The organism is Arthrobacter sp. (assembly GCF_031179985.1).
In the GTDB taxonomy this organism is placed as follows: domain Bacteria; phylum Actinomycetota; class Actinomycetes; order Actinomycetales; family Micrococcaceae; genus Arthrobacter.
The window spans coordinates 1-19,193 of record NZ_JAPSHJ010000012.1 but is presented as its reverse complement, the minus strand read 5'-3'; the positions used below and the strand labels follow the sequence as shown (position 1 = coordinate 19,193).

23 protein-coding genes and 1 tRNA gene are annotated in these 19,193 nt (G+C 60.8%); 14 read left to right on the top strand and 10 right to left on the bottom strand.

The genetic code is table 11. The features are described 5' to 3' along the window. Positions 1-33: 33 nt before the first annotated feature. The 4 genes from RIN13_RS07945 to RIN13_RS07930 all read right to left on the bottom strand — a co-directional run bounded on the left by RIN13_RS07945 (position 34) and on the right by RIN13_RS07930 (position 3,366). Positions 34-1,170: a serine hydrolase domain-containing protein gene (locus tag RIN13_RS07945; RefSeq protein WP_309106798.1), complete on the bottom strand. Its 1,137-nt coding sequence runs from the start codon at positions 1,168-1,170 to the stop codon at positions 34-36. Between the two features lie 36 nt (positions 1,171-1,206). Further along, positions 1,207-2,286, bottom strand: coding sequence for a glutathione S-transferase family protein (locus RIN13_RS07940; protein ID WP_309106797.1), 1,080 nt, complete (start codon positions 2,284-2,286; stop codon positions 1,207-1,209). Between the two features lie 47 nt (positions 2,287-2,333). Beyond that, positions 2,334-3,077, bottom strand: a complete 744-nt coding sequence (locus RIN13_RS07935; RefSeq protein ID WP_309106796.1) for a M50 family metallopeptidase — start codon at positions 3,075-3,077, stop codon at positions 2,334-2,336. 67 nt (positions 3,078-3,144) lie between these two features. After that, complete coding sequence (locus tag RIN13_RS07930) at positions 3,145-3,366, bottom strand: hypothetical protein (protein WP_309106795.1); 222 nt, start codon at positions 3,364-3,366, stop codon at positions 3,145-3,147. A gap of 72 nt (positions 3,367-3,438) precedes the next feature. On the opposite strand from RIN13_RS07930, the gene malQ reads away from it, so the two are divergent. From malQ to RIN13_RS07905, 5 genes are all read left to right on the top strand, one after another. After that, complete coding sequence (gene malQ / locus RIN13_RS07925; protein ID WP_309106794.1) at positions 3,439-5,637, top strand: 4-alpha-glucanotransferase; 2,199 nt, start codon at positions 3,439-3,441, stop codon at positions 5,635-5,637. 128 nt (positions 5,638-5,765) lie between these two features. Continuing rightward, a complete protein-coding gene (locus tag RIN13_RS07920) occupies positions 5,766-5,990 on the top strand; it encodes a hypothetical protein (RefSeq protein WP_309106793.1) in 225 nt (74 codons plus the stop codon). 131 nt (positions 5,991-6,121) lie between these two features. After that, positions 6,122-6,298: a CsbD family protein gene (locus RIN13_RS07915; protein ID WP_309106792.1), complete on the top strand. Its 177-nt coding sequence runs from the start codon at positions 6,122-6,124 to the stop codon at positions 6,296-6,298. A gap of 246 nt (positions 6,299-6,544) precedes the next feature. Then, a complete protein-coding gene (locus RIN13_RS07910) occupies positions 6,545-7,072 on the top strand; it encodes a TM2 domain-containing protein (RefSeq protein WP_309106791.1) in 528 nt (175 codons plus the stop codon). A gap of 34 nt (positions 7,073-7,106) precedes the next feature. Next, positions 7,107-7,478: a PH domain-containing protein gene (locus tag RIN13_RS07905; protein ID WP_309106790.1), complete on the top strand. Its 372-nt coding sequence runs from the start codon at positions 7,107-7,109 to the stop codon at positions 7,476-7,478. 111 nt (positions 7,479-7,589) lie between these two features. On the opposite strand, the gene RIN13_RS07900 is transcribed toward RIN13_RS07905, so the two are convergent. Next, on the bottom strand, positions 7,590-8,138 hold the full coding sequence (locus RIN13_RS07900; protein ID WP_309106789.1) for a hypothetical protein: 549 nt from the start codon (positions 8,136-8,138) through the stop codon (positions 7,590-7,592). Positions 8,139-8,208: 70 nt separating this feature from the next. After that, a complete protein-coding gene (locus RIN13_RS07895) occupies positions 8,209-8,541 on the bottom strand; it encodes a hypothetical protein (protein WP_309106788.1) in 333 nt (110 codons plus the stop codon). A gap of 378 nt (positions 8,542-8,919) precedes the next feature. Here RIN13_RS07895 and RIN13_RS07890 point away from each other — a divergent pair, with 378 nt between their 5' ends. Continuing rightward, positions 8,920-9,381, top strand: coding sequence for a GatB/YqeY domain-containing protein (locus tag RIN13_RS07890; RefSeq protein WP_309106787.1), 462 nt, complete (start codon positions 8,920-8,922; stop codon positions 9,379-9,381). Between the two features lie 123 nt (positions 9,382-9,504). After that, complete coding sequence (locus RIN13_RS07885) at positions 9,505-9,852, top strand: hypothetical protein (protein WP_309106786.1); 348 nt, start codon at positions 9,505-9,507, stop codon at positions 9,850-9,852. A gap of 120 nt (positions 9,853-9,972) precedes the next feature. Here the strand turns inward: RIN13_RS07885 and RIN13_RS07880 are convergent. Then, positions 9,973-10,055: transfer RNA gene (locus RIN13_RS07880), tRNA-Leu, on the bottom strand. Between the two features lie 162 nt (positions 10,056-10,217). On the opposite strand from RIN13_RS07880, the gene RIN13_RS07875 reads away from it, so the two are divergent. Both RIN13_RS07875 and RIN13_RS07870 read left to right on the top strand, forming a co-directional pair. After that, the gene (locus RIN13_RS07875) at positions 10,218-11,522 is read left to right on the top strand and encodes a M20/M25/M40 family metallo-hydrolase (RefSeq protein ID WP_309106785.1); all 1,305 of its coding nucleotides are present in this window, start codon (positions 10,218-10,220) and stop codon (positions 11,520-11,522) included. A gap of 44 nt (positions 11,523-11,566) precedes the next feature. Next, positions 11,567-12,727, top strand: coding sequence for an acyl-CoA dehydrogenase family protein (locus RIN13_RS07870; protein ID WP_375164743.1), 1,161 nt, complete (start codon positions 11,567-11,569; stop codon positions 12,725-12,727). Positions 12,728-12,761: 34 nt separating this feature from the next. On the opposite strand, the gene RIN13_RS07865 is transcribed toward RIN13_RS07870, so the two are convergent. Continuing rightward, positions 12,762-12,995 carry a DUF5703 family protein gene (locus RIN13_RS07865; RefSeq protein WP_309106783.1) on the bottom strand — a complete coding sequence of 78 codons (234 nt, stop codon included), beginning with the start codon at positions 12,993-12,995 and terminating at the stop codon, positions 12,762-12,764. Between the two features lie 39 nt (positions 12,996-13,034). Here RIN13_RS07865 and RIN13_RS07860 point away from each other — a divergent pair, with 39 nt between their 5' ends. After that, positions 13,035-13,310 carry a hypothetical protein gene (locus RIN13_RS07860; RefSeq protein WP_309106782.1) on the top strand — a complete coding sequence of 92 codons (276 nt, stop codon included), beginning with the start codon at positions 13,035-13,037 and terminating at the stop codon, positions 13,308-13,310. Between the two features lie 43 nt (positions 13,311-13,353). Here the strand turns inward: RIN13_RS07860 and RIN13_RS07855 are convergent, their stop codons facing one another. Beyond that, a complete protein-coding gene (locus tag RIN13_RS07855) occupies positions 13,354-14,289 on the bottom strand; it encodes an aldo/keto reductase (protein ID WP_309106781.1) in 936 nt (311 codons plus the stop codon). A 52-nt stretch (positions 14,290-14,341) separates the two neighbouring features. Here RIN13_RS07855 and RIN13_RS07850 point away from each other — a divergent pair, with 52 nt between their 5' ends. Together RIN13_RS07850 and mshC are read left to right on the top strand one after the other, a co-directional pair. After that, positions 14,342-15,175 (top strand): undecaprenyl-diphosphate phosphatase, encoded by an 834-nt coding sequence (locus RIN13_RS07850; RefSeq protein WP_309106780.1) that lies wholly within the window; start codon positions 14,342-14,344, stop codon positions 15,173-15,175. Positions 15,176-15,190: 15 nt separating this feature from the next. After that, on the top strand, positions 15,191-16,498 hold the full coding sequence (gene mshC, locus RIN13_RS07845; protein WP_309106779.1) for a cysteine--1-D-myo-inosityl 2-amino-2-deoxy-alpha-D-glucopyranoside ligase: 1,308 nt from the start codon (positions 15,191-15,193) through the stop codon (positions 16,496-16,498). A 6-nt stretch (positions 16,499-16,504) separates the two neighbouring features. On the opposite strand, the gene RIN13_RS07840 is transcribed toward mshC, so the two are convergent. After that, positions 16,505-17,410, bottom strand: a complete 906-nt coding sequence (locus RIN13_RS07840) for a PAC2 family protein (RefSeq protein ID WP_309106778.1) — start codon at positions 17,408-17,410, stop codon at positions 16,505-16,507. Between the two features lie 152 nt (positions 17,411-17,562). On the opposite strand from RIN13_RS07840, the gene RIN13_RS07835 reads away from it, so the two are divergent. After that, entirely contained in the window at positions 17,563-18,312 is a 750-nt protein-coding gene (locus RIN13_RS07835; protein ID WP_309106777.1) for an HAD family phosphatase, read from the top strand. After that, positions 18,305-19,193 (top strand): site-2 protease family protein (locus RIN13_RS07830; protein ID WP_309106776.1); only part of this gene is annotated, 889 nt, incomplete at its 3' end. The genes RIN13_RS07835 and RIN13_RS07830, both read left to right, overlap by 8 nt.

Sequence of the window (19,193 nt, the reverse complement as noted above, 5' to 3'; positions counted from 1 at the left end):
CGGGCCCTTAGATGTTACAAATGGATTAACCTGCTAGCTCCTGATAGCTGCTTCTCCAGAGGTGGAAGAAGCGGCGACCGCTTGCCGAACAGCGTGGGCGAGACGGTGTGCCCGCCCCGGGGTCCGCCCTTCTTCCTGCCGCCTGGGAACGTATCCGAAACCGATGCCGTACGAAGGGTCGGCAAATCCAAGCGCTGCATTCGCTCCCTCGTGCCCGAAAGCGCGGTAGCTGCCGAAGTTCCGGCTCGGATGAGCCTTCATAAACCCGACGGCGAAGGCGTTGTCCAGCCCTGATGACCTGTCCAGACCCCAGACTTGTTCCTGTGTCATGGCGCTGATGGTGGCTTCCGTCAGGAAGCCCGCACGGCCGTCGACCCCTGTGCTGGCGGCAGCATACAGGCGTGCCAGTCCCTCGGCGGACCCCACACCTCCCGCGCTGCTCATCCCGTTTGCCCGAATGACCCTGTGGTTGGGAAGCTCCATGATGGAGCTGACTCCGCTGTTGCCGTTCAAGCCCTCCAGGCTCAGCGGGTCCTGCCACGGCAGGCCGTCATCGACGTCGTACAGAACGTCACGGTAACGCGGCTCCTGGTCCTCAGGGAGGCCAAGGAAAAAGTCGATGTCAAAGGGTAAGCGCAGACGGGAATCGTACAGTTCCTGAAGGGAGATGCCCGTGGTGCGGCGGCAGAGTTCCTCCATGAGGATTCCGATGGTGAGGGCGTGATATCCGAAGGTACTTCCCGGTCGCCACAGCGGTTCCGCAGCAGCCAGCCTTTCAGCCGCAGCTTCCGTCGTAAACTCGTCCAAGCGGAAGCCGCCTTCAAGCCCCATTAGCCCAGCCTGATGTGAGAGGGCCTCGGCCACTGTCAGCCGGTCTTTGCCGTAGACAGCGAATTCGGGCCAGTAGTGGGCCACAGTCTGTTCAAGGTCCAGAAGCCCGTCCTGCAGCAGAAGCGCAACCACGCAGGCAGCCACCCCCTTGGTGCAGGAGTAGGTTCCGGTGATGTCGCCAGGAACGAAATCGGGGCCGCCGACCAGATCCAGCACCTTGCGCCCATGAACGTAGGCCGAAAGCTGCGCGCTATAAAGAGGGTCCTCGGAGAGGAACGATTCGAACAGGTCCAGTACGCCCACGAATTCGGGGTCCGCGAGTCCATCTGAAAGTTGCATGGTTCCAACATACTCACAGATGCACGGGGATCCTTTTCACCCTGCCCCGTGCCCGGGAGAGACTTCCTCCCCTGCCTTCACCGGACCGGGCGGAGTGCCATCGCCAAAAGGCCTGCCGCCAAGGGATTCACGCCCGTGTGGTGTGAGCCAGCCCGAAAGCTCCGGGCCTCGGGGGACTATGCCGGTGGGATTAATATCCTCATGGACGATGTAATAGTGCTGCTTGATCTGTACGAAGTCGATGGTGTCCCCGAAGCCCGGGGTCTGGAACAGGTCCCGCGCATAGCTCCAGAGAACAGGCATCTCGCTCAGCTTCTGGCGGTTGCATTTGAAGTGCCCATGGTAGACAGCGTCAAACCTGGCCAGAGTGGTGAAGAGTCGGACGTCAGCCTCGGTAATGGAATCACCCACGAGGAACCGTTGTCCCGCCAATCGGTCCTCCAACCAGTCCAATGCAGTCCACAACCGGTCATGGGCGGCATCGTACGCTTCCTGCGATCCGGCAAAGCCACAGCGGTAGACCCCGTTGTTGATTTCGGCGAAAACCCTTTTGTTCACCTCGTCTATTTCCTGCCGAAGCTGTTCGGGATACAGGTTTGGGGCTCCGGGACGGTGAAACTCGCGCCATTCTATGGAGAAGTCGAGAGTAATCTGCGAAAAATTATTGGTTACCACCTGGCCGGTGGCAATTTCTACGACGGCAGGAACGGTGATGCCCCGCGGATAGTTGGGGAAGCGCTTAAAGTACGCCTCCTGGAGCCGCTCGATGCCAAGAACAGGATCCCGGCCGCCCTCGTCCAGGTCAAAGGTCCATGACCGGGAGTCATGTGTCGGCCCGGGTTGGCCGAGGGAGATGACCTCTTCCAGGCCCAATAACCGCCGCACAATGACCGAACGATTCGCCCAGGGGCATGCCCTTGCCGCGATGAGCCGGTAGCGGCCGGGCTCCACTGGCCATCCCGGTTCACCATTGGGCCCGGCTGCACCACCGGACGTGATGCGGTCCTCAATGTAGGTCGTGTCCCGTTTAAATTCACCACCCGTAACGTAGGCACCCTTGGTGCTGAAAGCCGTCGAGGTGGTGGATTCCGTGCTCTGACCTGTTTCCTGGCTCATCTTTACAGACTAAACCCGGGTCCCCTGGGAGCGGCAAGCTGGGAAGGTCAGGGAATTACGGCCGCGAAGACAGCTGAAATGGGTTGCCAGGCAAAGAACCAGGCGGCGCCCACCACGCTGCTAAAAAGTACGATCCACACACCGGAGGGGATCGACGTCGCCCGATACAGCAGATACGCATCCGAGGTGGCCAGTTGTTCCCTGCGTCTGAAATGTACGTGGATAAGTTTTCCGAGGTCCCGTACCGCAGCAACCAACAAGGCCAGGCCTAGAACGATCACCAGATGGCTGTTCAACTCCGGCGGCACGAAGAGAATCAGGGAGCAGGCCAACAGGATTGCCGCGGCCATGATCAGCACTCCCGCTGCGTTGCGGATAAAAAGAAGCGCGGCCAGCAGGATGAGCACGCCAAGGGACATTGCAGCCGGACCCCAACCGTTAAAACCTGCCCAGACCAGGGAGGCCCCCACCATCGCCGGCACCGGGTAACCCCAGAATCCCGACCAGATGGCAGGGAAGCGGCCACGGCTGAAAGACACGGTGGTCCCTGAATGATTCAACCTCAGCTGGATGCCGCCCAGGCGCTGACCGCTGGACAGCGCCGCAAAGGCATGGCCCAGCTCATGGACAACCGTGGCCAGGAGTCCGAAATATCTCCAGGTGGCCTTGGGCACGGAAAGCACAGTTGCCGCAGCAACGACCACAAGGAGTTCTGTGACGGGCACGACGGGAACGGCTGCCTGGGAGAATCCAGCAACGATCCGCTCCCACAACATCTCCAGCGGGTTCATTCGGAAAGGAATTCGAAGTCAGCCATAGGAACTTAGGCTAGCGCGGGCGACTCCAGCGAGTCTAAAGCTACGGTTCGTCGTCCCAAGGCCCTGATTCTTCAACGGCCTGCTCCGGCTTGTGCTCCTGGCCGGGGTCTCCGCTTCCCACGTAGGCAGCTGGGACAGTTCCTCCGGCATGAGTCTGCTGTTCTTCCCGGATATTGGCTGGTTTCGAGGCTTCCGCCGGGGGCCGGCCTTCAGGATCAGCAGCGTCCTCGGGAGGCTGCCCGGCGTTGTCACGTTCGTTCACGGAGAACCTCTCTGGGCTGGAGGATACGGATCATCGTGTAGCAAGCCTACCGAGAGCCAATAGAGTAGGGCCATGGCGGATCACACGGGAACTGATCAGACGGAAAACTCGCAGGCGCTGCTCAGGGAGCTGGCAGCGGCCCATGGAGTCGGAACAGTGTTCCAGGGCTGGGATGGTGCAGAACGGAAGGTATCTGATGCCACGCTGAAAAGCGTACTTGGTGCCCTGGGAATCAATACCGATACTGATGACGGGCTTCGAAGAGCAATTCACGACGTCGAACTGGCACCATGGCGGAGGATTCTGCCACCCGTGGTGGTGGTCCGGGAAGGCCAGGAATTCCGTGTCGAGGTACACGTACCGCAAGGAAGGGCGGTCCGGGTCTCTGTAACGAGCGAAGATGGCCTCCACCACGATGTCCTTCAAAAGGATGACTGGGAAGAACCCCGCTTAATCGACGGCATTCCCACCATTCGGGCAACCTTCGCCATTCCCGATTACCTGCCCCTTGGCTGGCACACGCTTCACGCGGACGTCGAAGGCACAGCTGCCGAGTGCGCACTGGTGGTCACTCCGGAAATTTTGAAGACAAGCACCGACCTGGTCCAGAACCGGAGTTGGGGTTTGCTGGCCCAGCTCTACTCGGTGAGATCCAGCCGCTCCTGGGGGATCGGCGACTTCAGTGACCTCACAGATCTGGCGGCAATTTCCGGCGAGGATGGGGCTGGCTTCATTCTGGTCAACCCGTTGCACGCAGCCGAGCCCCGCACCCCCATAGAAGACTCACCCTATTTGCCTACAACCAGGCGCTTTTTCAATCCTCTGTACATCAGGGTGGAGGAGATTCCCGAGTACGCCTATCTCGAGCCGGGCAGCCGGGCTCATGTCGAGAAGTATGCAGCCCAGCTCTATCCTGCGAATCAGGCAAGCGACCTGCTGGACCGCAATTCCAGTTATGGCGCCAAACTGGCAGCGCTGGAACTGATTTTCGACGTTGAGCGCAGTGCCTCGCGATCCCGCCAATTCAAAAAATTCCGTGCAGACCAAGGATCGGGACTCGCTGACTTCGCGCTCTGGTGCGCGCTTGCTGAAAGGCTCCACCCTTCGGCGCCTGAATGGCACGCTGAGGCGGCGTCACCGTCCACCCCGTATTCAAATGAGCAACGCGAACTACTGGCAGACCGCGTGGAGTTCCACAGTTGGCTGCAATGGATCTGTGACCAGCAACTGGAGTCCGCACAGCATGCAGCCAAGCAATCCGGCATGGCACTGGGAGTCATCCACGACCTCGCTGTAGGCGTAAAGACAGACGGCGCAGATGCGTGGATGCTCGCAGATGTATTGGCGCACGGTGTGACGGTGGGCGCTCCTCCCGACATGTTCAACCAGCAAGGGCAGGACTGGTCCCAGCCCCCGTGGCATCCGGCAAGGCTCGCCGAAGCAGGGTATGCACCCTACCGGGACATGCTCCGAACCATCCTCCGGCATGCAGGGGGCGTGCGGGTGGACCACATCCTGGGGCTCTTCAGGCTCTGGTGGATTCCGCAGGGGAGTGGACCCGAACAAGGCGCCTACGTCTACTACGACCATGAGGCATTGATCGGCATCCTGGCTCTTGAAGCCCAAAGAGCCGACGCTGTGGTGATCGGTGAGGACCTTGGTGTCTTTGAGCCCTGGGTCCGGGGCTATCTGTCGGAGCGGGGGATTTTCGGAACGTCCATTCTGTGGTTCGAGCAGGACGCCGACGGACCCTTGGGGCCCGACAGATACCGGCAGCAGTGCCTGACCAGCGTCAATACCCATGATTTACCTCCAACAGCCGGCTATCTCGCCGGCGAACATGTGACCCTCCGCGAATCCCTCGGCCTGCTGCGCCGTCCGGTGGAGGAAGAACGGGAAGAAGCGGCAGCTGAACAGGAGGCTGTGCTGGCCCTTCTTCGCGAACAGGGGGTGCTCCAGGACGCACCGGATTCCCAGGATTTGAAGGATCCACAGGAACCGGCCCTGCCGCAACATGAAATTCAACGGATTGTGGAGGCCTTGTACGCCTTCACGGTGCTGACGCCGTCGTCGCTTCTAGGTATCGCACTGGTGGACGCTGTGGGGGAGACCCGCACGCAGAACCAGCCCGGAACTCATGAGCAGTATCCCAATTGGTGCATCCCGCTGGCAGGCCCGGACGGTCCTGTTCTGATTGACGATTTGGAAGAGAACCTGCGCTATCGTTCATTGGTTGACGTCGTGAGAAACAGGCTTTTAAAGCGGGCTTGACCGCGGCCAGGAAAATTGCCTCTGTTGACTTCCTCACACTTGCCCCGTCCTTGCATTTTCCGGCTTCAGGCAGCCCCATACTGGATCTTGAGCGGCATGGTGGCGCGGTTGAGCGAGGGAGGAACTTCGTGGTTAAGAAGGAATATGTTCCAGGAGCGGCAGTGGCTGGGGGCGTCGTCTTGTTCTGGCTGGTTGGACTTTCGGGTGGATTCTCATTCCTCAGCGATCCCAAGCCGCTTCTAATCACGCTGACCTGGCTGATGCTGGTTTATGTGGCAGTCGCGGCTACATTGATTGCCGGTTCCCTAGCGGTGACGGACCTCGTCCGTCGCAGGTTGCGCAACAGGCAATAGTCCAGGTTTCCCAAGTACCCGAAAGGGGCCCAGGAACCCGCCTATGGGCCCTTCCTCCGCTCCATCTGCAGTCCTAAACTGAAGGCATCAGCAGCCGACACCAATCGGCTCGGAGCAGGGGAGGACCAGCAATGGGACTTGGCGACAAGATGGAGAATGCCGGCGAGAAAATGACCGGTAAGGCCAAGGAAACAACAGGCAAGATGACCGACGACGAGCGGCTCGAAGCTGAAGGTGAAACAGACCAGACCAAGGCAGATCTTAAGCAGGCAGGCGAGAAGGTCAAGGACGCCTTTAAGCGCGACTGACGGACCTTGATGCCGGGGGTGCTTCCAGCGAACGGGAAGCACCCCCCTATTTTTGCCCCGGCGCCGAACCAAACCTGGTACATCTGAACCGCAGCGCGGGCGGGTCGCGGGACGAAATACGGTGCACCAGCCCATGATCCGACAGAATAATGAGGGCACGTGGATTATTTGGGGGATGCCGTCTTTCGGCGGTGCTGCAGCCCGGAGTCCTTGGGCTACCTCACCATTTCATCGAAAGGCACCACCATGACCCATCCTCCCGCTGAGTACCCTGCGGATAACAGCGAGTCAACAGCACCGGTTTCGGGCCAATCGGCACCGGTTTCGGGCCAATCGGCTCCGGTCGGGTCACCGTACCCGCCGCAGGCACCACCCCAGTACCAGGCTTACCCGCCGGCCGCGCCGCAGTACCAGCAGCCTCCCGCTGAACAGCCGCAGTACCAGGCCTATCCGCCGGCCGCGCCCCAGCAGTATCAGGGCCAATACCCTCAGATGTCCCAGCAGCCTCCGATGCCAAACCCGGCCTACGGCTATCCGCAGCCGAAGTCCAAGATTGCCGCCGGGCTCTTGGGGATTTTCCTCGGCGGACTCGGCATCCACCGCTTCTATCTTGGGTACACCACTATCGGGGTCATCCAGCTTGTCCTGACAGTCGTTCTGGGAATCTTCACCTTGGGCCTGGTAGGGCTTTGGGGCGTCGTGGAGGGCATCATGATTCTTGCTGGTGCGAGCTACTTCCAGCGGGACGCCAAGGGCATCCCGCTGCGCGAGTGATTCCGACGAATCAGGATTAAGCCGGGGAGCACCAATGACACAAATCATCTATGACAGGCAAGAACAGCTCGAGCAGATAAACGCGGGGCTGTTGCAAGGGGAGACGGTATACGCGGTCTACGACTGTATCGGCGTCGGAACAGGCTTTGTAGGCATCACGAACATGCGCATCATCCTGCAGGACAAGAGCTTCGTGGGAAACAAGGTCGCGGTAGTTTCCGTGCCCTACAAGAACATTCGCTCGGTCTCCATGCTGTCCAACAAATCCATGCTGGGCCGCTTCGCATCGTCCTCAAGCATCGGGATCGATACAGGCGGCAGCATCAAAGAAGCCGATTTTCGCGGTGACGACAAAGCTAAGCACGCCCACGATCTGATTCTGTGGAACGTGCTGCAAACAAGGTAGAGCTTTCCGCAAAGGGCGGTCGGGTGAACCGGCCGCCCTTTGTTGTCGGTGGCCCGTGTTAGGGTGCCTTGGTTATGGGCCCCTTGTCTCTAGATGGTGCCCACCAGATGACTACGGGACGACTTCCTCTGCCAAGTCCTCCATCGACTTTGGCGTCTGGCGTCCGAGGCGTCGGTCCAGGGCGACACGCAGCTTCGCTGCCGCCGCCCGCGCGCGCTGGTCAGACGCTACTGCCGAGGCGCTTTTGGCGGTATTCGGCTTCGCAGGGCGGATTTCCACGTCCTCGTCCTTTGCAATCACAGACTTCCAGGCGACGTCGAGCAGCCGCAACTCTTCGTCCCGGGCCAGCTCGCTCTGGCTGAGGACGGAAAGGGCTGACAAACCAAGAGCTTTTACATCGGCGTCGCTGTCCAAGGCCCTGTCCATTGCCCACTGCGTGCGCCGCCACCATTCTGACCGGCTGTCAGCATCAGACTTCTGCGCCAAGGCGAATGCATCGGCTTGGGCTTTTTGGCGCAAGGTCAGGAGCCCGATGACTGCTGCGGCGACAGCAGCAAAGAGGATAGCAAGCGGTCCCAACGCGGCGACTATCTCCCACCATTGGGCTGAAGCAGGCTGAGCGACGACAGTGGATGCGGCGATGGATGGTGAAGGTGTCACAGGGACAGCCTACGGTGGGCCAGGGCGCCAGTTCCGCAACCGCGCATGCGGTTCCCGACTGCGTGCTTACTTACTGGCTCCTGGGGCAGAACTCCCCAAAGTTCTTCTGGGCCACGGCCTGCAGCTCACCTTGTTTCTCGACATCGGGCGAGTCCTTGGCCGATTCGTCCGTCAGTTCCACCAGCGCCTGCACAGTGGACTTGAGGTCATCCGAGGAAACGGGCCCAATGGTCCGAATCTGGTTGGCGAGGTTGACCGCCCCGGTCTTGCCGGTCGGAGGTTTGGACATAACGTCACGGATCCGCTCGCAGGTTTCTGCATTGGTTAGTTGCGGATGTGCGACGCAGGCTGAGGCTGAAAGTGTGAGCGCGGCAGCAAGTAGGGCTGTGGTGAGTTTCTTCATGATTCCCTTATTGTAAGCAGGGCTGGGCGCGTTGGGAGATCGTCGACGACGGGGCCTTCGTCGCGTTCCTCATGGCCTTTCTCGCCGTGACCTTGACTGCAGCCTGGGCGGCGTGGCTCTTATGGGGCGAATCCCGGGCCGGTATGCTGCTGGCGTTGGCCATCTTGCCGGTGGAAGCGGTTTTCGGGCTGGGTTTTGCCCTACCGTTTCCGTTGCTGATTGGTGTCCTTCGGGCGGCGCTTCTCATCCGGACATGGAGGTCCTTAAAGCCAAGATGCACGAGTTTTTTCAGCGCCGCCGGACATTCCTTAGACCCCATCCACAAATGCCAACCAGACGCAACGGGCACCTTCGGTGCTGATCAAAACGAGGAGCATCATGTCACTGAAAGAACGGCTGCACGGCGACGTCGTCGTCCACATGAAAAACCGCAACAAGGTAGCGCTCACCACAGTGCGGAACGTCCTTGGCGAAATCGAAACCCGCGAGAAGTCTGGCAAAACGCCGATTGAACTCGACGACACCCAAGTGACGTCGCTGCTGCAGAAGGAAGCGGCCAAGCGCCGTGACACGGCCCGTATCTACTCTGAGGCCGGAGAATCGGACCGCGCTGCTGCGGAAATTGCTGAAGCGGAAATCATCGAGGCTTACCTGCCCAGGGCACTGACACGTGATGAGGTGGAGGCTATCGTCGACGAGGCGATCACAGCCTTGAAGGCCGAGGGACAAGAGTTGTCCATGCGCTCAATCGGGGCCGTCATGAAGCTTGTCACCGCCAGGGTAGCAGGCCGTTTCGATGGCAAAACCGTCAGCGAGATCGTCCGCGGCCGACTGGCCTAGTCGAGCCCGAGGAGCACGCGCAGCACGTGGAGCACGTGCAGCACCAGGAGTGTCTTGAATTTTCCTTGTGAGCGCCAGCGAGCCGCGTATTCTCGTAGCTAGAACAGCGAGCCTGGGGGAGTGATGACAGAGACATCAACCGAGGAGCCACAGACTGTTGAAGACGGCGGCTCCCTTCAGCAGGTCCATGTCCCCGCTTGGGAGGCCAAGTACAAGCTGAGCGAGAACCCGGAGGAGCTCGCCCACCTTGTCTGCTGCCGAGACCTCGACTGGCGTCAGGCCATCTGTGGTTACATCGAGGAAGAACCGACACTCATGTACGAAGCGGACAACATCTGCACGATGTCCATTGAGACGGCCGAAAGCATGGGATCGGTCATGGGATCGCGCCGGTGCCCCATCGACAACCAGGAATGTCCACCGGAGGACGAGGTCGACAGGATGATTGCGGAGCGCGCTTCCAGGACCTGATTTTCCCGCTGCACGACCAAGGTAATATCCTCACACCCCGGCGTCGCCCGCATGCCGTCATCATGATACAGACAGAAAAAAGCCCCGGAAAATCATTGATTTTCCGGGGCTTTCCCTTTGTGCGCGGAGGGGGACTTGAACCCCCACCCCCTTTCGAGGACTAGCACCTCAAGCTAGCGCGTCTGCCATTCCGCCACCCGCGCAGGTGGTAATTCGGAGCACGATTTCCGCCCTTCGGCGGTTCGCTTCTCTCCGAAGCAGCGAGAAAAACTCTAACACGAACTCTGGGGAAAGTTGGAATCGGGACGAATGGGGCCCACTGGGTAGGCTTGGGACCACGAGCCCACCGATTTGAGGAGAGAGCCATGACTGTCATCCGCCCCGAGGACGAAGTCGTCCGGATCTGCCAGGAATTGATCCGCATCGACACGTCCAATTTCGGTGACGGTACGGGCCCGGGAGAGCGGTCGGCTGCCGAGTATACGGCCGGGCTCATAACAGAGGTCGGCCTGGAAGCCGAGATCTTCGAATCCGCCCCGGGCCGCGCCAACGTGGTGACCCGTATTGCAGGAGAAGACCCCTCCGCCAGCGCACTGGTGGTCCACGGCCATCTTGATGTGGTGCCGGCCCTCAAGGACCAGTGGAGCGTGGACCCATTCGCGGGCGAACTGAAGGATGGCCTGATTTGGGGCCGCGGGGCGGTAGACATGAAGGACATGGACGCCATGATCCTTTCAGTCATGAGGCAGTTTGCCCGGACCGGCCGCAAACCCAAGAGGGACATCATCTTTGCGTTTTTTGCGGATGAAGAGGCTGGCGGAACCTTCGGTTCCCGCTATGCCGTCGAGCAGCGCCCTGAACTCTTTGAGGGGGCTACGGAGGCTATTTCCGAAGTCGGCGGTTTTTCCGCCACCATCGGAGGCCAGCGAACCTACCTGCTGCAGACAGCCGAGAAGGGGCTCTCCTGGCTGCGCCTGGTGGCCCACGGACGGGCAGGGCATGGCTCGCAGATCAGCACCGACAACGCCATCACCCGGCTGGCCAGCGCCGTCTCACGGATCGGCGAGTACCAGTGGCCGATTGAGCTGACCCCCACCACCCGGCAGTTCCTCGATGGTGTGACCGAACTCACCGGCGTCGAGTTCGATGCCGACGACCCCGAGCGGCTCCTCAAGGAACTGGGTACATTGGCGCGATTCGTAGGAGCGACCCTTCAGAACACCAGCAACCCCACACTGCTCAAGGGCGGCTACAAGCACAACGTCATCCCCGAGTCCGCGGAAGCCCTGGTGGACTGCCGGACCCTTCCCGGCCAGGAAGACCAGGTCCTCGAGATCGTCCGCGACCTTGCGGGCAGCGGAGTGGAGGTAAGTTATGTTCACCAGGACGTTTCGCTGGAAGTGCCGTTCGCCGGAAACCTGGTGGACTCGATGATCGACGCCCTCCATGCCGAAGATCCCGGTGCGAAGGTTCTTCCCTACACACTTTCCGGAGGCACGGACAACAAGGCCCTCAGCAGGTTGGGGATTGCAGGCTATGGCTTCGCACCACTCCAATTGCCTGATGACCTGGATTTCACGGGCATGTTCCATGGAGTGGACGAACGGGTTCCCGCCGACTCGCTCAAGTTCGGTGCCAGGGTCCTCGACCGGCTCCTGACGACTTACTGACCCCTGACGCCGCTGAAGTTCCAGTCACCGAAGGTAGAACCGTGATGATGGATGAGATCCTGCCGGACAGGCTGCTCGAACGGATCCGGAGCCGCGCCGCCGGCTACGACCGGGACAATTCGTTCTTTTACGAAGACCTGGACGAGTTGCGCCACGCCGGCTACCTGAAGATTTTCGTGCCCGTGTCCGACGGCGGCCTGGGCCTTGGGCTCGAAGCGGCAGCCGGGCTGCAGCGCAGGCTCGCTACGGCTGGTCCTGCTACAGCCTTGGCAATCAACATGCACCTGGTCTGGACCGGGGTGGCTTACGTGATGGCAGCCAGAGGTGATAACTCGCTGGATTTTGTTCTCCGCGAGGCGGGGGAGGGGGAGCTGTACGCCTTCGGCAATTCAGAGGCAGGCAATGATGCAGTCCTGTTCGACTCCATCACCGAAGCCCTTCCGCAGCCCGCCGGCGGATACAGCTTCACCGGCCGAAAGATCTTCACGAGTCTTTCCCCTGCCTGGACGCGGCTCGGCATCTTCGGCAAGGACAACGCGGCCCGTGATGGCGAGGGCGAACTTGTTCACGGATTCATCCATCGTGACACTCCCGGATACAGGATCCTCGATGACTGGAACACGCTCGGCATGAGGGCCAGTCAGTCCTGCACCACCGTCCTGGAAGGTGCCTACGTCCCGCCTGAACGGATCTTCCGGAAGTTGCCGGTTGGCCCCAATGCGGACCCTCTGATTTTCGCCATCTTCGCCTGTTTCGAAACGTTGCTCGCAGCCGTCTACACCGGCATCGGCGAACGCGCTTTGGAACTCGGAGTCCAGGCAGTCAAGCGCCGCACATCATTGAAGAACGATGGCCGTCTGTACTCGCAGGATCCCGATATTCGCTGGAAGGTGTCGGGGGCAGCAATGGCCTTGGAACGCCTCTACCCGCAATTGCAGCTGATTGCGCGTGACGTGGACGAGAAGGTGGACCACGGAAGCCAATGGTTTCCCAAACTCGTGTCCCTCAAAGTGAACGCCACCGAAACTGCCCGGGCAGTGGTGGACGCGGCCATCCGGGTCTCCGGCGGTTCAAGCTATTTCAAGGGAAGCGAACTGGAGAGGCTCTACCGGGATGTGCTGGCAGGGATGTTCCATCCGTCTGACGACGAGTCGGCCCACAACACAGTGGCTAACGCTTGGCTGGGACCGCTGGAGAGTTTCTGATTCGCTTTCGGGCAGCAGCGGACCACCCGTCCTGCTAAACCGTTCGCTGCACCTGGGTCACCCGGCGTCGCAGCCAGAACCGTCTCCCGCCGCCCACATAGAGGCGGCTGCGCTCTAATTCCCACTTGCCGTACTCGGAATGTTCAACAAGTCTCCGCCGGGCCTCAGGCAGCGAATCCTCAGGACCAATCGTCAGTACGAGGTACTCGTACTGCCTCACATAGTCCCGCTCGCGTTCGACGGAGCTGCGCAGAAAATGTTCCTTCATTGCTCTCCATTTTCGTCTTTTTCCGGCTAACGTGAAGTCATGAGCATCGATCCGCGTGTCGCGCTTCAGTCTTTGACCACTGCTTTGGAAGAACACCTGATCGCAGCCTCAGCACGGCGGGGTGAGGGTGACCCCACGGTTGAGGCTGCATTTTTTGCTGTCGCTGATGCTTTCGAAGTCTACGACGATTCCCTGTATGAAGCGTACGGAGAAGTCACGCCTCTCGAAGTTATCGATGAGGTCGAGGACGATGAGGATGACCTGGAAGAAGACGTGGACGACGACGATCTTGAGATCGTTGAGTCCGACAGCTAACTGCGCGGAGATCGGCAGCTAACAAACGTCCGGCAGCTGACTGTCAGGACGCGAGAGAAACATCCTCCAGGGCGCGGGCAATCTCTGGCGGCAGGGGAGCCAGCTGGGATGCCAGGATCTCCTTCAGCTGGACAGGAGTACGCGCACCTACCAGCGCGCTGGCCACTCCATTCTGGGCAATCAGCCAGCTCAGGGAAACGTCGACGGGAGTCCTGCCGAGGCCCCTTGCCGCCATGGCAACGGCCTCCACTATCCTCGATGACTCCGGCACGAGATAAGGTTCCACATAGCCGGCCAGCCTTTTGTGGGCTGCACGGGAATCTGAGGGGATGTGGCCTCGGTATTTGCCGCTCAGGACTCCCCGGCCCAAGGGCGCCCAGGCCAGAAGACCCAGGCCTGCGTCCTCAACGGCTGGAAGGATCTCGTCTTCGGGCCCGCGTTGCAGGAGGGAATACTCTGACTGGTTGGCGACCAGAGGGAAACCCGCAATGGCTGCCGCCTTGGCCGTTTGCCAGCCGTTAAAGTTCGACACGCCCGCATACCTTGCGCGGCCGCTGCTCACAGCGAACTCCATGGCCGAGAGTGTTTCCTGGAGCGGGACATTGGGGTCCCAGGCGTGCGCAAACCACACATCGACATAGTCGGTGCCCAGACGTGCAAGGCTGGCGTCAAGCCCCGCCAGCATTCCGCTTCGGGAGGTGTCCACCCGGCGTCGGCCATCCGACGTCGAAAGTCCAGCTTTGGTGGAGATGACCACTTCGGAGCGGGCGACTACGTCTCCCAGCAAGCCGCCAAGGACCGCCTCTGCCTGGCCCTCTGCATAGGAGGCAGCGGTGTCGATCAGCGTCCCGCCGGCATCAACGAAAGTCCGCAGCAGTTCAGAGGCGTCCTGCTCATCGGTTTCACGCGCCCAGGACATGGTGCCAAGAGAAAGGGCGGACACGCGCAACCCACTGTTGCCGACATAACGCTGCTGCATAGCAGCAAGCTTACGGGGATTCCCCAGGTGCAATGACGTAGGGTCTATAAACGTGAACTGGATTGAAGCGGCCCTGCTGGGCCTTGTACAGGGACTGACGGAATTCCTCCCGATCTCCTCAAGTGCCCACCTCCGGATTGTCGGTTCCTTCCTGCCCAACGCCGCAGATCCCGGTGCAGCCTTTACCGCCATCACGCAGTTGGGTACGGAGACAGCGGTGATCGTGTACTTCTGGCGGGACATTGTGCGGATCACGGGAGCCTGGTCGGCATCCCTCCGGGGCAAGGTCTCGCGCCAGGACCCAGATGCCCGGATGGGTTGGCTGGTGATCCTCGGCAGCCTGCCGATCATCATCCTGGGGCTGCTGTTCCAAGACCAGATTGAGTCCGTCCTGAGAAGCCTCTGGATCGTGGCAACCACCCTCATCGTCTTCGGGATGATCCTTGCTGTCGCTGACGCCGTCGGCCGCCAGCAGACGGACCTCACCAGACTGACCTACAAGCACGGCATCATCTACGGATTCGCCCAGGCAATGGCCCTGATTCCAGGCGTTTCCCGATCCGGTGGGACCATCACCGCCGGACTTCTGATGGGGTACACGCGCGAAGCCGCCGCCAGGTACTCGTTCCTGCTCGCCATCCCAGCCGTTTTCGGAAGCGGCCTGTACCAGCTTTACAAGGTGGTCTCCAAGGACGGTGTGTCCGGTCCCTATGGTCTACCTGAAACTGCCCTTGCCACGGTCATTGCGTTCGTCGTGGGTTACATCATCATCGGCTGGTTCCTGAAGTTCGTTTCAACCCGGAGCTACAGGTTGTTTGTCTGGTACCGCATCTTCCTTGGAATGGCGCTCTACTTGCTGCTCGGTTTCAACGTCATCAGCGCCTAGCACTAGGCTTGGGCTGTGAAATCCTGGAAATCCCGTCCCGTCCCACAGCTGCCCGGGCGTATGCCCACCGTTCGGCTTTTCGACTCGGCTAAAGACTCCCTTGTGGCTTTCGACGGGCCGGGGGAGCCGTCGATGTATGTCTGTGGCATCACGCCTTATGACGCCACGCACATGGGTCATGCGGCCAGTTATGTGGCTTTCGACCTTCTGAACCGCGTGTGGCGGGATGCCGGCAAGAGGGTCTCCTACGTCCAAAACGTGACGGATATCGACGATCCCCTGCTGGAGCGCGCCACCGCCACCGGGATGGACTGGAAAGAACTGGCTGCCAGCCAGATCGAGCTCTTCCGCTCCGATATGGAGGCCCTCAACATCCTGCCGCCCGATCATTACGTTGGCGCCGTCGAAGCCATCCCCATGATCGTTCCGGCCATCGAACGGCTGTTGGAGCTTGGACTCGCCTACCGCGTTCCGGGAACCGCCGGAGAGCCCGACGGCGACGTCTACTATGACGTCGAAGCCGCCAGTAAGCATTCGGTAGGAGCGGACGCCTGGACCCTCGGTTCCATTTCAGGCCTCGGCGAGGCCGAGATGCTGGAGTTGTTCTCTGAGCGGGGCGGCGACCCTGGGCGCGCGGGAAAACGGCAGGCATTGGACCCGCTCCTCTGGCGCGTGGCCAGGGAGGGTGAACCCAGCTGGGCCGGAGGGGAACTTGGCCAGGGAAGGCCGGGATGGCACATTGAATGTACCGTCATCGCACAGCAATACCTGCCGGCTCCGTTCACAGTGCAGGGCGGCGGATCGGACCTGATCTTCCCGCACCATGAGATGGGCGCAGGTCATGCCTACTCGCTGTCAGGGCTGCCCCTTGCCCAACACTTCGCACATGCGGGGATGGTGGGGCTCGACGGCGAAAAGATGAGCAAGAGCAAAGGCAATCTTGTCCTGGTTTCCAAGCTGAGGGCCGCAGGGGAGCAGCCTTCCGCCATAAGGCTCGCCATCCTGGCACATCACTACCGCACTGACTGGTCCTGGACAGAGGCGGAATTTGAGGAAGCGAAAGCCAGGCTTGCCCGCTGGACGCTGGCTGTTTCGGTAGCACCGGAAGGATCCGGAGCAGGCCTGGTAGCCACATTGCGGAGTGAGATGTCGCAGGATCTCAATGCACCCGGCGCCCTGGCAGCTGTTGACCGCTGGGCAGCCAGCGCCCTGGACCTACACGAATCGAAGCTGCATGACGCGGAGCTCCAAGGCGCAGGTTCAGAGCTGGATGCAGCGCTGATAAGCGACGCACTCGACGCCTTGCTCGGCATCCAGCTCTAAACACCTCTAGGGCTTGTCCTTGCCGCGACGCTTCAAATAACGCTCGAACTCACGGGCTATGGACTCCCCGCTGGCCTCCGGAAGATCGGCGGTGTCCTTCGCCTCCTCGAGTTGGCGCACATACGCGGCAATTTCCGGATCCTCCGTTGCGAGCTCGTCCACACCCCGCTCCCACGCGTCAGACTCCTCGGAAAGTTCGTGGGTATCCAGGGGAATCTGCAAGAGTTCCTCGATACGGTGCAACAGGGCAAGCTGCGCTTTAGGTGAGGGAGCCTGTGCAACGTAGTGGGGCACGGCCGCCCAGAGGGAAATTGTAGGCAGGCCTGCCAGCAGGGCAACTTCCGCAAGTACGCCCACTATGCCCACTGGTCCTTCGTACTGGGAGGCCTCAAGGTCCATCCGTTCGCGCAGCGCGTTGTCATCGGTGGAAGCACTGACGGGAATCGGCCGGCTGTGCGGTACATCGGCCAGCAGAGCTCCTACAAGAACCACGTAGTCGACGTTGAGGGCTTCGGCGTGTACCAGCAGCTCTGCCGTGTAGGCGCGCCATTTATATGACGGCTCTGTGCCCTGCACGAAAATGATGTCCACGTTGGTGTCGGGCGCACTGGCCTTGTAGATCCGCGTTGATGGCCATTTGATCTTGCGCTCACCGGATTGCGTACGCCGGATGGTGGGACGGGTGAACTGGAAATCGTAGTACTCGTCCGCGTCAATGGCGGCAACCTTCTTGCCGTCCCAGAGCTTGTTAAGGTAGCGAAGCGCATCGCTGGCGGCTTCTCCGGCGTCATTCCAGCCTTCGAAGGCGGCAAGCATCACAGTGATGCGCTGCCCTTCGGGCACAGGCTGTAGCAACCGGTCCGGTTCGACCGTACCCTCCGGCGCCGTGATGTCTCCGTCAAAGCTATTCATTCCTTCACCCTACGTCCAAGAGCCGACGCTACGCATTGAATGAATCGCTGCAAATCAGGATGGAACCAGCGGGGAACCCGGAACCTCAGTCCGGAATTCGCCGAGGGCGTAGCGCGGACAGCCAGCCATTCGCTCCCCGTAGACTTGAAGGCATGCGATCGTCAGCCTCCCCGCCAGTACTGAAAGCAGCCTTGTGGGACATGGATGGCACCATCGTGGATACTGAGCCCTACTGGATCGAGGCCGAGTACGCACTGGTGGCAGCGCATGGCGGTGAGTGGTCGCACGAACAGGCGCTCCAGCTTGTAGGGCAGTCCCTGGTTTTCTCAGCCGGCATCCTGCAGGAGGCCGGGGTGAAAATGTCCCGCAGGGACATCATCGACACTCTGACCGCCCAGGTCATCAGCAGCGTACGGGAGACCGTCCCGTGGCGTCCCGGGGCGCGAGAACTGCTGGAGCAGATGCATGCCGCGGGGATCCGCTGCGCACTGGTGACCATGTCTGAAGGACCGCTGGCCAGGGAAATAGTGGCCAGCCTGCCCAGGCCTTATTTTGAATATCTCGTGACGGGTGACACGGTGAGCCGGGGGAAGCCCGATCCCGAGGCCTATCTGAAAGCCATTGAGCTCCTCCAACTAAATGATCCCGAACTGATTGCTGATGACTGTGTTGCGCTTGAAGACTCCGAACCGGGAGTGGCCGCAGCCGTAGCATCGGGAGCCGTAACTGTGGCCATTCCGCACATCATGGCTCTGGCGGAAGACCCCCGCCATGCCATGTGGGACACACTCGAAGGGCGCAGCGTCGCGGACCTGGAGCAACTTGTGGAGCGTCGACGGAAATTCCCGTTGGCCCCATTTCCGGTGGAAGCCGCAGAACCAGGGAGTAACAGCGTTGACTGAATCCACAACAGGTGCCCGTAACGGCCGGCGAAACGGGTTCGGCGAGGGTATCGCCCTGGGCCGAATCGCGGGAATCCGCGTGGTGCTTTCTTATTCCTGGTTTGTCATCGCTGCCTTTACAGTTTTTGTCTACGGGCCCGTCCTTGCGCAGGATTTTCCGCGGCTCGGAATGACCGCCTACTTCGTGGCGTTAGCTTATGCCTTGCTCTTACTGCTCAGTGTCCTGGTTCACGAGCTCGCCCACGCGCTGACCGCGAAGATTTATGGCTGGACCACGGAAAAGATCGTGCTGAACCTCTGGGGCGGGCATACGAGTTTTGAGGAATTCACGCCGACACCCGGACGGTCCCTGATAGTTGCCCTGGCCGGCCCGGCGGCCAACTTCGTGCTCGCTGCCGGTGGTTGGGCTGTGATTTCCGCAGGATCACTGACGGGAGTAGCCGATATTCTCATCAACATCTTCACGTGGGCCAACTTCGTGATTGCGATCTTCAACATCCTCCCAGGGTTGCCGCTGGACGGGGGCAGGCTGGTTGAATCAGCCGTCTGGGCTGCCACCGGAAACCAAGCCAAGGGCACCATCGCCGCGGGCTGGTCGGGAAGGATAATCGTCGTCGCCCTCATCGCCTTGTTCGTCGGCCTACCAATGTTGCGCGGCGAGCGGCCTGACATCACCCTAATGATTGTCACGGTTCTGGTGGCCGGTTTCCTGTGGGTTGGTGCTTCGGCTGCCATTCAGCACGGCAGGCTGCGGAGCCGCCTGCATTTGGTGGCCGCTGCCGCATTGGCGGAACCCGCCGTCGGCCTCTCCGAAGCGTCCACGGTGGCGGATGTCCTGCGTCTCTCACCTGCCGGTTTCCCGGCGGTGGTCCTGTTCGGAA